Source organism: Hymenobacter gummosus, from assembly GCF_003970915.1.
GTDB classification, from domain to species: domain Bacteria; phylum Bacteroidota; class Bacteroidia; order Cytophagales; family Hymenobacteraceae; genus Solirubrum; species Solirubrum gummosum.
This window is the reverse complement of the sequence record NZ_RXOF01000016.1, coordinates 47,146-60,420: the sequence shown is the minus strand read 5'-3', so window position 1 is coordinate 60,420 and position 13,275 is coordinate 47,146. Positions and strand designations below refer to the sequence as shown.

Below are 13,275 nucleotides of genomic sequence, written 5' to 3'. Positions count from 1 at the left end.
AAAATGCGCCGGGCCGGGCGGCCCCGGCGGTATCAGGGCGCCCAGACCGGCTGCACGACGCGCCCGACTGGGGTGGCCGGTACGTCGAAGTGCATTTGCAGGCAGTGGGCCAGGATATCGACGCAGTGCAGCAGCTCGGCCGGGGTGTGGGCGGCAAAGCCCAGCCGCAGGTGGGCGCGCACATCGTCGGGGCGGCGGTAGGCCTGCCCGTCGCCGATGAGCAGGCCCTGCCGGGCGCAGTCGGCCGCCAGCCGGGCCAGGTTGATTTCCTCCGCGAAGCTGCCCCACACGGCCAGCCCGCCGGCCGGGGGCTCGAAGCTAAACCAGGGCGCCAGCCGGGCCTGCAGGGCCGCGCAGAAGGCGTCGCGCCGCTCGTGGTAGGCGCGGGTGCTGCGCTGCAGGTGCAGCTGCAGGCCGCCGTCGGCAAACAGCTCGGCCACGGCCAGCTCCAGCAGCGGGTCGCCGAGTTGGTCGAGCAGGGTGCGCAGCGGGGCCAGGGCGGCCAGCACGTCGGGCGGCCCCACGATGTAGCCGATGCGGTAGGCCGGGGCCAGCACCTTGCTCAACGAGCCGATGTAGAGCACCCGGCCCGAGCGGTCGGCCGAGGCCAGGGGCAGAATCGGCGCCCCGTCGTAGTGGTAGTCGAAATCGTAGTCGTCCTCCAGCACCACAACATCGTGCGTGGCAGCCAGGGCCAGCAATTGCCGGCGGCGGTGGGCGGCCAGGGTCACGGTGGTGGGGTAATGGTGGTGGGGCGTCACGTACACCAGCCGCACCCGCTCGCGCCGGCACAGCGCGGCCAGCGCGTCGGTGTCGAGCCCGTCGGCGTCGACGGGCACGCGCTGCAGCCGGGCGCCGCGGCGCTGGAAGATGGCGTCGGCCTCGCTGTAGCTGCGGGCGCCCACCGCCACCGCGTCGCCGGGCTGCACCAGTAGCTCGGTGAGCAGGTACAGAGCCATGGTGCTGCCGCGGGTCACGAATACGTTGTCGGCCCCGGCGGGCACGCCGCGGGTGTCGTGCAGGTAGTGGGCCAGCTGCTCGCGCAGGCGCCGCTGCCCGTAGGGCGAGCCGTAGCCCAGCAGCTCGGGCCGGCGCTGGGCCCGGCGGCTGGCGGCGCGGTAGTTGCGGGCCAGGGCCTGCAGCGGCACCAAGCGGGCATCGGGGGCGCCGCCGCCCAACTGCAGCCCCGCCCGCCCCGAGGGCCCCGGCGTGGCCGGGCGGCGCACCGGCTCGAAGGCAAAACCCGCCCGCGCGGCCAGGGCGGACGTGGGCGGGGCCAATGGCTCGGGCGCGGCCCCGGGCCGGCGGGCGCCCACAGTGGCGGCCTTGCTGGGCAGCTGCTCAATCCAGCCCTGGGCCTGCAAGTCTTCCAGCGCCACCACCACCGTTTGCCGGCTCACGGCCAGCAGCTGGGCCAGCTGGCGGCTGCCCGGCAGCTTGGCCCGCGGGGGCAGCGTCCCCCGCTGAATCAGGTCGATAAAGGCCGTGGTAATCTGCTGGGTGAGCGGGATGGAAGCGTGCCGGTCCAGCAGAATGAGGCTCTGGTACGGAAGCATAGCGGGGAGGCGGGAAGAAAGCCGGCGCAACTTACGTCCTGCCGCCCCCACCGCGTAGCCGGACTGGTCGAAATCTGTCAACCGGCCTGATGGCGCGGCCCCGGCAGCCCCCACTTTTGGAGCCTCGCCGGACGCTGCCGGGCCGGTCGGGTTTTCGCCCGGGCTGCAAGCAGGAAGAGCCGACCAGCCCCTAACGCTGGCCGGTGGGGACGGCGCGCCGCCTGAGAACCGGCGCGCCGGTACCCGGTGCATGAGTGTGGTACGCAGCCCCGCACTTCCTGCTTGCGTCCTTACCTGGTCCGTCGCAGGCTGGCTTTGGCTGGCCTGGCACTCCGGCGGATTTCACGCTCTTTCTCATTACCACCGCTATGAACACGCTTACTATCAACCGCCGCCAGTGGCTGCGCGCCAGCGCGCTGCTGACCGGTCACCTGTTGCTGGGCGGCAGCAGTCAGGCCAGCGCCCCTCAGCGCCCCGCCGGCCCCGGGCCCACCGGCCTGGCCCGCCTCGACGGGGAGCAGCACCCCTGGGGCCCGTCGCCGCAGGTGCGCGAGGCCCTGTCCCGCGCCCTCGACTTCCCGCCCGACGCGGCCCGGCTCACCGAGAAACTGCGCCGCGCCATTGCCCAGGCCGAGCAGGTCAGCCCGGCGCAGGTGGTGCTCGGCAACGGCTCCACGGCCTTGTTTGGGCTGGCGGCCCAGCTGGCCGGGGTGGCCGGCGGGCAGCTGCTGGCCAGCACGCCCACCTACCAGCCCTGGATGGACTACGCCGCCCGCCTCGGCGCCCAGGTGCGCGGCGTGCCGGTGGCGGCCAGCACCCAGCCCGATTTTGGCCTCCTGCTCGCCCACCTCGACGGCCCGCGGCTGCTGTACCTGAGCAACCCCAACTACCCCTTCGGCGGCCTGCTGCAGCCCACCGAGCTGGCCCCGTTCTGCCGGCAGGCCGCCGCCCGCACCCTGGTGCTCATCGACGAGGCCAGCCTGCCCTACGTGAGCAACCACGCCCGCTGCTCCATGGTGCAGCTGGTGCGCGCCGGCGTCGAAAACGTGGTCGTCACGCGCACCTTCGCCAAGCTGCACGCGCTGCCGGGCCTGAAAGTAGGCTACGCCATTGCCGGGCCGCGCACGGCCGCCCGCCTGGCCGCCCTGCAGGCCACGCCCGAGGGCGACGGGGGCATTGCCACGCCGGCGCTGGCCGCGGCCCTGGCGGCTCAGCAGGACACGCGCCACGCCGAGCGGGTGCGCACGGCCGCCCGGCGCCTGCGGGCCGAGCTGCACCGCCGCCTCGATTTGCTGGCCCTGCCCTACGAGCCCAGCTTTGCCGGCTACGTGAGCTTTTCGCTGGCTTCGCTGCCGGCCATTGCCCCCGATTACCTGCACATGCGCGGCCTGCACCTGCACTACTTCACCGCCCAGGACGGCGCCACCTGGGCCCGCACCGCCCTGGGCGCCCCCGAGCAGCTGCTGCAGCTCACCGACCAGCTGACCGAGCTGCGCCGGGCGTTTCCGCTGGGCTCGCAGCCGGCCCGCCTGCTGGTGGCCCCGGCCGTCGACGGGCCGCAGCTGCTGCCGCCGCGCTGAGGCCCCGCCTTCCTCATTGTTCCGCTGACGCTCCGCCCCGCGTCGTTTTCCTCTGCTTGCATGTCGCTTCCCCCCTGCCCTAACCAATCGCCGCCTTCCACCGATACCCCGCCGACCGACTGCACTCCGGCCCCGGCCCCGCTGTCTACTGCCAGCCACCTGCTGGCCTGGCTGCAGGCCGAGGTGGACCTGGCGTACGACTTGTCGCCGCGCTGCGTGTGCGGCACGCCGGCTGAGGCACCATGAAACAGCGCTGCCCGCCGCGGTCTGATATTACAGACAGCGGCGGGCAGCCGGTTTTTTGGCGAAAGGGACGGCGCTTAGTCGATTTCCTGCTGCTCCACCACTTCCACCGGGCCCTGCAGGCTCCGGCTGACGGTCTGGTGCTTTTTCCAGTAGGAATAGCCAAACAGCCCTACAAAACCCAGCAGCAGCAGTGAGTTGCCTACCAGCCCAATCCAATTCAGCGCCTTACGCTTCTGTCGATACCGCAGTCCGGCCACCACGCCCCCGATGCTGTAAATCAGCAGCCCCAGCAGGAGCAGGCAATTGATTACCGCTGCTCCAAGCCGGGCGTCGTCGAGGTCCGGTAGTGCGCGCATCCGTCCAAACACCAGCACCACGCCCGTCAAGAAAATAGCGGCAACCGCACACAGAGCTGCCAGCAGCAGGGCAAACGAAGTCGGGAGCGGACTTTTCACGGGGCGCAGGCTGGCTTAGTGGAGCTTGGCCAGGCTTAGGGCAATGCGCCGGAAAGCCTCGATGAGCTTGTCGTCGGCGGCGGCGGTGCTGAAGCGCAGGCAGCGCGGCGCCCCGAAGGCCCCGCCGTCGACGGCCGCCACGTGCGCGTCGTTGAGCAGGTACAGAGCCAGTTCCCGCGAAGTGGTGATGGTGTCGCCGGCGGGCGTCAGCTTGCCGAAATAGGCCGACACGTCGGGGAAGATGTAGAAGGCGCCTTCGGGCGTGGGCGTCACGAAGCCCGGAATGTCCTTCACCATTTCCAGCACCAGGTCGCGGCGGCGGCGGTAGGCGGCCACCATCTCATCGGCGGAGGCGCGGCCGCCCTGCAGCGCGGCCAGGGCGGCCCGCTGGGTGATGGAACAGGTGGCGGAGGTAACCTGGCTCTGCAGCTTGTCGCAGGCGGCGGCAATGTCGGGGCGGGCGGCCAGGTAACCGATGCGCCAGCCCGTCATGGCGTAGCCCTTGGAGAAGCCATTCACCGTTACCACCTGGTCTTTTACTTCCTCGAACTGGGCCAGGCTGGCGTGCTCCCCCACGAAGTTGATGTACTCGTAAATCTCGTCGGCCACCACCAGCACCTGCGGGTGCCGGGCTAGTACCGCGGCAATATCGGCCAGCTCCTGCCGCGACCAAACGGCCCCGGTGGGGTTGCAGGGCGAAGAGTACATGACGAGCTTGGTGCGCGGCGTAATGGCGGCTTCCAACTGGGCGGCCGTCACTTTGTAATCGTTTTCGAGGGCTCCTTCCAGGCGCACCGTCACGCCCTCGGCCAGCTTCACCATCTCCTCGTAGCTTACCCAGAAGGGCGAGAAGATAATGACCTCGTCGCCGGGGTTCACCAGGGCCAGCACGGCGTTGGCCAGGGCCTGCTTGGCGCCGGTGCTCACCACGATGCTGTCGGGCTGATAATCCAGGTTGTTGTCGCGCTTGAGCTTGTCGCAGATGGCCTGCCGCAACTGCGGAATGCCGGGCACCGGGGTGTAGAAAGTGAAGCCCTCGTCGATGGCCTGCTTGGCCGCGTCCTTGATGTACTGGGGCGTCTGAAAGTCCGGCTCCCCGAAGCTCAGGCTGATGACGTCGACGCCCTGGGCGGCCAGGGCCCGCGCCTTTTTGGCCATTTCGATGGTCTGCGGGGCTTCAAGGGCATTGATGCGGTCGGAAATAACGGAAACGGCAGGCGTAGCGGCGTCGGTCGGCATGAGCAAGGGAAAAAGCGGGGTCGGGAAGATAGGAAAAGGCGGTAAAGGTACGCAGCCGGCGCGGGGCAGTCAGAACCTGGCGCCGGTTTAGCCGTCGAAGACGGCGTAACCGGTGCCCGAAATAAGGCAGGCTTTCAGCCTGCGTCCGGCGCCCTCACGTGCTGTCAGGTTTGATGCCGCAACGTTCCACGCAGTTGAGGCTCGGCTGGCTGCCGGGGACCTTCCCCAGCAACGGTCGGAGTCAGCAACACGCCACGCAGGTTGGAAACCTGCTTTATGGTGGGCACCGGTTACGCCGTCTTCGACGGCTAAACCGGCGCCAGCTACAAACTGTCCCGCTACTCCCTACCCAACCCGCGCAGGTTCTGCAGCACCAGGCGCAAGTCGTCGGTGGGGGTGTAGTCGCGGGCGTAGAGCAGCTCCAGGCGGCGGCGGGTGGCTTCGGTGAGCGGCAGGGTTTCGGCCTCGGCGCGGTCGGCGGGCGAGAGGACGGCCCGGGCCGAGCCTTGCCGCGGGGCGGAGTAGCGCAGGCCTACCCAGGTGCGGCGGCCGGCCAGCACCCGCAGCACGTTGCGCAGGTAGCCCCCGGCCTGCCGCTGCAGCCACAGCAGCAGCGGCGCCCCGATGAGCAGGCCCAGGCTGAGCAGGATGTCCACCAGGCGCTTGGCGCGGCGCTGCTGGGGCTTGTAGAGGTTCAGCTCGATGTCGAGGGCGTAATAGTCGCCGGGCGCGTCCTTCGAGGAGGAGCCGATGATGTACTGGCTGTCCTCGGGCAGGATCTTGAAGGCCACGTCGGGATGAGTCTGCTGCAGCTGCACCATGCGGGCCATGATCTGCCCGGCCGACAGGTCCTTGCCGCAGAAAATCAGCTCGTCCAGCGCGTAGATGCGCAGCACCTCGTCGAGCTGGCGCAGGGAGCCGAGCAAATCCTCGGGCCCGTCGGGGGCGTTGGCACCCTCCTCGGTGGGGCTCACGAAGCCAATGACGCGGGCCTTGACGGCGGCGGCTTCGAGCAAATGGCGCACCCGGCGGCTTTCGGCCTCGGAGCCCACGATGGCAATGTTTTTCTGCCGCCGCTCCGAGAGGCGCAAGTCCCGGTACTGAATGAAGTGCTGCACCAGCCGCCGCCCCACCATGGCCGCCACCGCCCAGGCGCCCCCGAGCACAATCAGCGCCTTGGAGAAGCGCCAGGCATCGAGGAAGTTGGAGGCGGCCGAGATGAGTACCGTGCCGATAAACACCCCGCGCACGATGCGCGACGACTGCGTGGGCTCGTCGTAGGCGCCGCTGAGGTAGCTGCTGCCCAGCCAGCCGGCAATGTAGGCCGGCACGGCCACCAGCATGTACTGCGGCGGGTAGGGCGTGGGCACGTACTTGTGGTTCCGCTCCCAGTACGTCTTCAGGAAGTACATGCCCACGAAGATGATCAGCGCGTCGAGCAGGATGGGCCAGGCCTGGTCCCAGAACCGCCGCGCAATGGCCACCCCGGCGCGCAGCCAGATGGCCATATTGATCAGCAGGGAGAACATGCCCGCCCGCTGCGGCGCGAAATGCTTGCGGGCGAAAATCACCATGGCGCGGTAGAACACGAACACGTAGTTCACCGACGTGCGCTTGGTACTCTCGCCCTTGTAGTGGATGATGCGGGTGCCCGGGTAGTAGTAGTTCTGCCAGCCGCCCTGCGTGAGCCGGTACGAGAGGTCGATGTCCTCCCCGTACATGAAGTAGTCCTCGTCGAGCAGCCCCACCTGGTCCAGCGCCGCCTTGCGCATCAGCATAAAGGCCCCGCTGAGCACCTGCACCGGGTGCGTCTCGTCCTTGTCGAGGAAGCCCAGGTGGTAGCGCCCGAAGCGCCGGGACTTGGGAAACAGGGCCGCCAGCCCGAACACCTTGTAGAAGGCCACCCAGGGCGTGGGCAGCCCCCGCTTGCTTTCGGGCAGGAACTTGCCCTGCCCGTCGAGCATCTTCACGCCCAGGCCGCCGCAGTCGGGGTGCTGGTCCATAAACTCGCAGCAGCGCAGGAAGGTGTCTTCCTCCACCACCGTGTCGGGGTTCAGCAGCAGCTGGTACTCGCCCCGGGCCACGCGCAGGGCCTGGTTGTTGGCCTTCGAGAAGCCCGGGTTGTCGTGGTTTTCGATGAGGATGACCTCGGGGAAGCGCTGCTTCACCATGGCCACCGAGCGGTCCACCGAGTTGTTATCGACCACGAACACCTCCACCGGCTGGCCCAGCTTTTCCACCGCGCGCCGCACCGACAGCAGCGTCTGCTCCAGGAAGTAGCAGACGTTGTAGTTGACGATGACGACGGAAAGCTTGACGGGGGCGGGCACGGGCGGGCGGTACGGACCGCGAAAGTTAAGCAGAGTTGTGGCTTCTCAGGGCTGCGCCTGAATCCAGCGGGCGGCCTGCGTCAGCGCGTCCCCGTCCTCTACGGGCTCATCGGGCAGCACGGCCTGGCCGTAGGGGCGGCAGCTGCGGTCGGCCATGACGGCGGTGGTCAGGTTCAGCAAGGAGCCGTCGGCGAGGCGAAACGTCTGGTTGGACGTCGACAGGCCGCGGGTGCCCGTACCGAAGCTGCGGGTGCGGGGGCGCCCGCGGAAGGCCACCGCCACGGCCTCGCCCGAGCTGGCCGTCTGCCGGCTGGTAAGCACCGCCACCGGCAGATCCGGCCGCTGGCAGCGCAGCTCGGCCGCTGCGAAGGGCAAGGCCTGCCCGGCCACGTACACCCGCCCCTCGCGGTAGCTCCACTCCGATACCTTACCGCGCAAATTGTCGAAGTAGCCGGCTACGCCCTCGCCCAGCACCGGCCCGATGCCCAGCAGCATGGGCCACATGTTGCCGCCGGTATTGCCCCGCAAATCGACCACCCAGCCCCGGAGGGCGGGGCCGTCCTGCTGCCGGATCTGGGCGTGCAGCTGCGCCACGTACTGCCGCACCAGCGAGTCGTTGCCCCCACTGAAACGGGGTATGCGCACGTAGCCCACGCCCGCGGGCAGTGCCGGCGGCCCGGGCGCGGCGGCGTTCAGTGCGGCGGCCTGCCGCCGCGTCTGCCCCGCCAGGGCCGAGGCCGGCACAAAATGGCTGTGGTGGTCGTCGAGGCTGCCCAGCGCCACCTGAATCAGGAGGTAGGTTTCGGGGATGCTGCTCACCTGAAAGGCCCGGCTTTTCAACTGCTGCCGCAGCTGCGGCCAGTCGACTTTGTCCCGGTTGAGGGCATACCGCTGCATCAGGTCCAGCGCGTCATCGAAGTATTTTTCGGCCGCCAGGGTGAAATTCTGGGCCGCAGCGGCACCGGAATAAAGCGCGCAGCACAAGGCGAGGGTAATTGTTCGGAGCATTGGCGGGCTGATAAGGCAGTTAATGAATATTGCCTGAACGCCCGGATGGCCGGTGGTATTATCTGACTACCCCGGGCTTCCCTGCTCGGAGACGGGCCTGCGCCGTCGGCTTCGAGCACCGCCACGCACTGCCGGGCTCTTGCCAGCTCCTCGTTATTTCGGCCCGGCCGCCAGCGTTTCCGGAGTTGTTGCCACCGGTTACTGATGCTGACGAGCCGCTGCCAATACCTGCAAACCGCCAGCCCGTCGGCGGCCGGCGGCCCCCTACTGCGCAGCCGCCCGAGTTCCTTGGTGCTCGGTCAGGTGCCCGTGCGAATCCACTTCCCGGGCAACTTTCAGTTGGTTGACGGTGACGAAATCGGCCATTACCTTCCTCTGGCCGGTTTCGGCTACGTATTCGGCCGTTAGTTGGCGCGCCCCGTGGAAGCGCAAGCCCAGCAGCCGGCCGTCGGTGGTGAGCAGTAACTGGTTGTACCGCCGGGCGGTCAGGCGCGTGCCATCCGCGCGGCAGACGATGAGCCGGCTACGCTTGGTTTTCCAGCCCCAGTATTTTTCCGTGGCCACGCTATGGCAACCGGTACGATAATGCTTGACTACGAGCCCGAAAAAGCGGGTACGATGCTGCACCACCGTTACACCAGGCGTCAGCACGATGCGCGTGGTCGTCCGCAGCGGCCAGGTGCGCGGTTTGGTTGCCTGGGCCGATACCGTGGCTACTGGCAGTAACAAGCAACAGAGAGTCCCAAAGCGCATAATCCCCGCCCCTGGTTAGGTTCGACAGTGCTAATCTAACACCATAACGGTCCGACTCCAGCTCTTACCCGCTTGGCTTTCGGAACTTTGGGTGATAAACCAGGCCATCAGGCCAGCAGCGCCGCGCACTGCCGGGCTATTTCCAGCTCCTCATTGGTGGGCACCACCAGCACCCGCACCGCCGCCCCGGCCGGGCTGATTTCGCGCAGTTCCCGGCTGCGCACGGCGTTGCGCTCCTCATCCACCTGCACGCCCAGAAACGCCAGGCCCTGGCAGGCCAGGCGGCGCACCGTGGCGTCATTCTCCCCCACCCCGGCCGTGAAGACCACCGCGTCGAGGCCGCCGAGCACGGCCGCGTAGGCGCCCAGGTACTTGCGGATGCGGTAGGCGTACAGCTCCAGGGCCAGGGTGGCTTCGGTGTCGCCCTCGGCTACGGCCCGGCCCACGTCGCGCATGTCGCTGTGGCCGGTGAGGCCCAGCATACCGCTCCGCTTGTTGAGCAGGGCGCTGACCTCGTCCACCGAGTAGCCCAGCTGCTGCACCAGGTGAAAGATGACCGAGGGGTCCAGGTCGCCGGAGCGGGTGCCCATCACCAGGCCGCTGAGCGGGCCAAACCCCATGCTGGTATCGAGGCAGCGGCCGGCCTGCACGGCGGCCATGCTGCAGCCGTTGCCCAGGTGCACCGTCACGAGGCGGGCGGCGGGGTTCTGCAGGTAGGCGGCAGCCTGCCCGGCCACGTACTTGTGGCTGGTGCCGTGGAAGCCGTAGGCGCGGATGCCGTGCTCGTGGTAAAGAGCAGCGGGCAGGGCGTAGCGGAAGGCGTACTCGGGCATGGTCTGGTGAAACGCCGTATCGAATACGGCCACCTGCCGGGCCTGCGGAAACAGCTCCTCGCACACCTCGATGCCGAGGTAGTTGGCCGGGTTGTGCAGCGGGGCCAGGGCAAACAGGCGCTTGATTTCGGCCTTCACGGCGGCGTCAATCAGCGTGGTGGCCGCAAATTTCTCCCCGCCGTGCACCACCCGGTGCCCGATGACGCGGACATCGGCCGGGTCGCGGATGACGCCGGTTTTGGGTGCCGTCAGCAGCTGCACTACCTCGCGCAGGCCGGCGGCGTGGTCGGGCAGGGCCAGGGTCAACTGCTGCTGCTGCTGCGCTTCTTCGTCGGCCCCGAACACGGTATGGGTGATAACCGAATCGGGCAGGCCCAGGCGCTCCACCAGGCCGGTGCAAATGGGCTGCTCGGCGGGCCAGCGAAACAGCTGGTACTTGATGGAGGAGCTGCCGGAGTTGACGACGAAAATATTCATGCAAAGGAAGTTGCTAGCCGGTTTGCGCGCCGCCGGCCACCGGCCGGGGGTTGACTTTGTGCGCGGAGTTGCAGTAGTTACGGGACAAAGTAAACCGGCGCCGGCCTTTAGTCGCGCCCGGAGTCATTTTCAGCCGTTTATTCCTATGTTTCTCCGCCGCCAAAAGGAAACCTACTTAATGAAAACGCTCGGCCGCCGCGCCGTTAGCCCGCTGATGGATTTGCCCGACTACACCAACCGCCTCGGCCGGCGCACCAAGGAGCACCGCCTCTGCCGCCTGCTATCGGGCTGGCCGGCGTGGGTGGAAGAGGAGGTCGAGGAGGCACCGTTTGGCCGGGTGGAGGAGCCTGTAGTCGCATACGCCACCCGGCGGGCGGCGTGAGGTTTCGGGGCGGCGGTTTCGCCCTGTCTGCGCCCGTTGGAGCCGCTTCCTTGTCACAACTACCGCCGTTTCCGCTGGCAGCAGCGGGCGTCATATTAGATTCTACCGGGGCCGTTGGATTTAAGTCGGCAGGTCATTATCTGGCTTGGGTCTATATACAGGCACCCAGATACTCCGGCGGGGTGGCCCTGCTGCCCCCGAAAATTAGCTACGGGCTGGGCGCGGGCTGACCGGCCCCAGAACCAATCCTATTTGGTCCTGGGCCGCCGGCGCGCACCTGAATTGCGTCCAATGGCGGAGAAGTAAAACCGACGCTGGAATAGTGAAAGGGCAGAAAGGGCCCCACCCTTCCTTTCCCAAAGGCGGTAAGCGGGGCTATGTTTGCAGCAGATTCAGCTGAACATCAACCGCTTACCCCTCCCCAACACTTTTCCTTTATTTTATGAAAAAGGTTTCTTTCCTGCTGCCGACCCTCGCGGCTATTACCCTGCTGGGTAGCTCCTGCGAACGAAACGAGCCGCAGCCGCAGCAGCCCGCCCTCCAGGCCGACACCGTCGCCAAGGATGTCACGGTTGTTGATGGCCGTCTGGTATTCGCCGACCGCCAAGCCGTTAGCCGCGTCCTCGCCAAGCTGTACAACCATCCGGTAGCGGAAATGCAGGCCTGGGAGCGGCAGCAGAAGGGCTTTACCTCGCTGCGCGCCGCCACCAAGGACTTGACCGCACTGCAGCAAGAAAACAGCTTGATTAATCAGGCTTATTTCTCCCTGTTCAACGACCAGGGCATTGTGCAGATGGGTAATGAAATTATCATGCTGCACCAGAATGCGATGATCGTGCTGCCCGCCGGCGAGGCGGCGCTGCTGACGCGCGTTAAAGACGCCGTAGCTGCGCACACGCAGGTGGATGATGCCCGGGTAAGCGTGCACCCCATCAAAGAAGTAGTACGCTCGCGCCGGGAGACGAGCCCGACGCCCGAACAACTCCGCCAGATTGCTCAGCAGCACTCGGGCTCGGGCCAGACGGCAGAGCTGGCGAGCTACGGCGACGCCAAATACCAGATGCAGTTCACGGCCAACGGCGTTTCTTTCAAGCACGTGCACGAAGTGATTGGCCGCCCCAACTACATGATTTGCGAAATCCTGGTGCGGGTTAAATTCGAGTACAAGAAAAAGAGCGGCTGGGCCCAGGCCGGCGAATCCATCGAAAAGCGCATCAGCAACCTGAACATTACGGGCAACGCCCTGTCGCCGCTCGGAATGAACCAGATCAGCCTGGTCAACGCCAGCGCCTACAGCTTCGATAACCAGCCCCTGGAATACTACTTCCCCGTGCCGGCCAACGAAGTATGGGCGCAAGTAAGCGCCAGCATGTACTCCACCGCTTTCGGCTATACCTACAATAACTTCGCGGCCTACTGGGGCGATGTATATATCAACACCTACTAATCTGCGTCATCCCTAGTCGCACCAAGCAAGCCCTTCCATCGGAAGGGCTTGTTTTGTTATGTGGCAGGCGCAAGCTTGCGGCCGGGGCTGCCCTGACTCCATATGCTATGCTGGCGGCGCGAGCCGCAGGGGCATCACAGTAAGCCGGATAGGGCTTGGCAAAAGGTTAGCAACGCATGCATCCACACACTGAGCCTGATTAGAAAGTGCTATCCGGCGCAGCGCAGGATGACGGGGGTTGTTGCGAATCGACCTGCCCCATAGCTTCAATGCCAAACGACAACACCGGTAATTTATGCGCACAAAACACTTGCCCGTGCTTGCACTTTGGCTCCTCTCAACGGCTTGCTTTCAGGACAACAACGCAAAACCGAGCGTCCCATCCGCCTTCAGCCGCCTGGTAAAATCGTATGAGCCGCCGGCTTATAAAGGCAAGGTACCCCAGCCGTATTACACCGACCGGGGCGCCTTTGATTATTGGCGCTACCCACTGGTGTACCCCTACGCCATCCACTGCGTGGATACCAACGACTACGGCAGCGTTTGCAGCGAGAAAGGCAAAGTCAATTACGATGAAGGCGGCAACTATCAGCTGCTGACGGCCTATTTCGACAAGTTCACCTTCGACGCGCATCACCTGGTGGCCCGGCGGTGCAAAACCCCGTTTGACAGCGACACCGCCGACGTTGCCAACCACTACTTCATTTTCTCCTTTGCCGACGGTAAAAGCAAAGACGTCCGAGGCCTCGACAGCCTCCGGCAGGAGCTTAAGCACCTCGGGTTTCGCGGCGACACGGCGCTGATGACCATCCGGCAGTATGAGGACCGGCTGTAGGACCGACGGCGCATCCGGGGCGTTCGGCCCCGGATCAGTCCATCACCTGGCTGCTCCTACGGCTCCGGTTACTCCTTCCCCACTTCCTCTGACGGCCGGCTCGCGCGGCTAATCTGCCCGAGGGAGGATTTTCT

General features: G+C 66.7%; 12 protein-coding genes. 5 read left to right on the top strand and 7 right to left on the bottom strand.

The annotated features are described in order from the left end of the window. Positions 1-32: 32 nt before the first annotated feature. On the bottom strand, positions 33-1,556 hold the full coding sequence (gene pdxR / locus EJV47_RS22260; RefSeq protein ID WP_165903880.1) for a MocR-like pyridoxine biosynthesis transcription factor PdxR: 1,524 nt from the start codon (positions 1,554-1,556) through the stop codon (positions 33-35). A 368-nt stretch (positions 1,557-1,924) separates the two neighbouring features. Between pdxR and EJV47_RS22255 the strand changes: the two genes are divergently transcribed. Both EJV47_RS22255 and EJV47_RS22250 read left to right on the top strand, forming a co-directional pair. Next, the gene (locus EJV47_RS22255) at positions 1,925-3,136 is read left to right on the top strand and encodes an aminotransferase class I/II-fold pyridoxal phosphate-dependent enzyme (RefSeq protein WP_126695417.1); all 1,212 of its coding nucleotides are present in this window, start codon (positions 1,925-1,927) and stop codon (positions 3,134-3,136) included. A gap of 60 nt (positions 3,137-3,196) precedes the next feature. Continuing rightward, complete coding sequence (locus EJV47_RS22250; RefSeq protein WP_126695416.1) at positions 3,197-3,382, top strand: hypothetical protein; 186 nt, start codon at positions 3,197-3,199, stop codon at positions 3,380-3,382. 74 nt (positions 3,383-3,456) lie between these two features. Here EJV47_RS22250 and EJV47_RS22245 read toward each other — a convergent pair whose 3' ends face one another. The 6 genes from EJV47_RS22245 to EJV47_RS22220 all read right to left on the bottom strand — a co-directional run bounded on the left by EJV47_RS22245 (position 3,457) and on the right by EJV47_RS22220 (position 10,477). Further along, on the bottom strand, positions 3,457-3,837 hold the full coding sequence (locus EJV47_RS22245) for a hypothetical protein (protein WP_126695415.1): 381 nt from the start codon (positions 3,835-3,837) through the stop codon (positions 3,457-3,459). Positions 3,838-3,852: 15 nt separating this feature from the next. Further along, positions 3,853-5,076 carry a pyridoxal phosphate-dependent aminotransferase gene (locus EJV47_RS22240; RefSeq protein ID WP_126695414.1) on the bottom strand — a complete coding sequence of 408 codons (1,224 nt, stop codon included), beginning with the start codon at positions 5,074-5,076 and terminating at the stop codon, positions 3,853-3,855. 338 nt (positions 5,077-5,414) lie between these two features. Then, positions 5,415-7,406: a glycosyltransferase family 2 protein gene (locus tag EJV47_RS22235; RefSeq protein WP_126695413.1), complete on the bottom strand. Its 1,992-nt coding sequence runs from the start codon at positions 7,404-7,406 to the stop codon at positions 5,415-5,417. A gap of 45 nt (positions 7,407-7,451) precedes the next feature. After that, the gene (locus EJV47_RS22230; protein ID WP_126695412.1) at positions 7,452-8,414 is read right to left on the bottom strand and encodes a S41 family peptidase; all 963 of its coding nucleotides are present in this window, start codon (positions 8,412-8,414) and stop codon (positions 7,452-7,454) included. Between the two features lie 264 nt (positions 8,415-8,678). Continuing rightward, positions 8,679-9,167 (bottom strand): hypothetical protein, encoded by a 489-nt coding sequence (locus tag EJV47_RS22225; RefSeq protein WP_165903879.1) that lies wholly within the window; start codon positions 9,165-9,167, stop codon positions 8,679-8,681. A 107-nt stretch (positions 9,168-9,274) separates the two neighbouring features. Further along, a complete protein-coding gene (locus EJV47_RS22220) occupies positions 9,275-10,477 on the bottom strand; it encodes an acetate/propionate family kinase (RefSeq protein WP_126695410.1) in 1,203 nt (400 codons plus the stop codon). Positions 10,478-10,622: 145 nt separating this feature from the next. On the opposite strand from EJV47_RS22220, the gene EJV47_RS22215 reads away from it, so the two are divergent. From EJV47_RS22215 to EJV47_RS22205, 3 genes are all read left to right on the top strand, one after another. Beyond that, complete coding sequence (locus EJV47_RS22215) at positions 10,623-10,859, top strand: hypothetical protein (RefSeq protein ID WP_165903878.1); 237 nt, start codon at positions 10,623-10,625, stop codon at positions 10,857-10,859. Between the two features lie 442 nt (positions 10,860-11,301). Further along, the gene (locus tag EJV47_RS22210; RefSeq protein ID WP_126695408.1) at positions 11,302-12,306 is read left to right on the top strand and encodes a hypothetical protein; all 1,005 of its coding nucleotides are present in this window, start codon (positions 11,302-11,304) and stop codon (positions 12,304-12,306) included. Positions 12,307-12,622: 316 nt separating this feature from the next. Further along, positions 12,623-13,141: a hypothetical protein gene (locus tag EJV47_RS22205; RefSeq protein ID WP_126695407.1), complete on the top strand. Its 519-nt coding sequence runs from the start codon at positions 12,623-12,625 to the stop codon at positions 13,139-13,141. Positions 13,142-13,275 lie beyond the last annotated feature (134 nt).

Bases quoted from the DNA above. Each gene is read 5' to 3' on its own strand.
- EJV47_RS22225 (WP_165903879.1), bottom strand. From the start codon at position 9,167: ATGCGCTTTGGGACTCTCTGTTGCTTGTTACTGCCAGTAGCCACGGTA.
- EJV47_RS22215 (WP_165903878.1), top strand. From the start codon at position 10,623: ATGTTTCTCCGCCGCCAAAAGGAAACCTACTTAATGAAAACGCTCGGC.
- EJV47_RS22240 (WP_126695414.1), bottom strand. From the start codon at position 5,076: ATGCCGACCGACGCCGCTACGCCTGCCGTTTCCGTTATTTCCGACCGC.
- EJV47_RS22220 (WP_126695410.1), bottom strand. From the start codon at position 10,477: ATGAATATTTTCGTCGTCAACTCCGGCAGCTCCTCCATCAAGTACCAG.
- EJV47_RS22255 (WP_126695417.1), top strand. From the start codon at position 1,925: ATGAACACGCTTACTATCAACCGCCGCCAGTGGCTGCGCGCCAGCGCG.
- EJV47_RS22210 (WP_126695408.1), top strand. From the start codon at position 11,302: ATGAAAAAGGTTTCTTTCCTGCTGCCGACCCTCGCGGCTATTACCCTG.
- pdxR (WP_165903880.1), bottom strand. From the start codon at position 1,556: ATGCTTCCGTACCAGAGCCTCATTCTGCTGGACCGGCACGCTTCCATC.
- EJV47_RS22250 (WP_126695416.1), top strand. From the start codon at position 3,197: ATGTCGCTTCCCCCCTGCCCTAACCAATCGCCGCCTTCCACCGATACC.
- EJV47_RS22230 (WP_126695412.1), bottom strand. From the start codon at position 8,414: ATGCTCCGAACAATTACCCTCGCCTTGTGCTGCGCGCTTTATTCCGGT.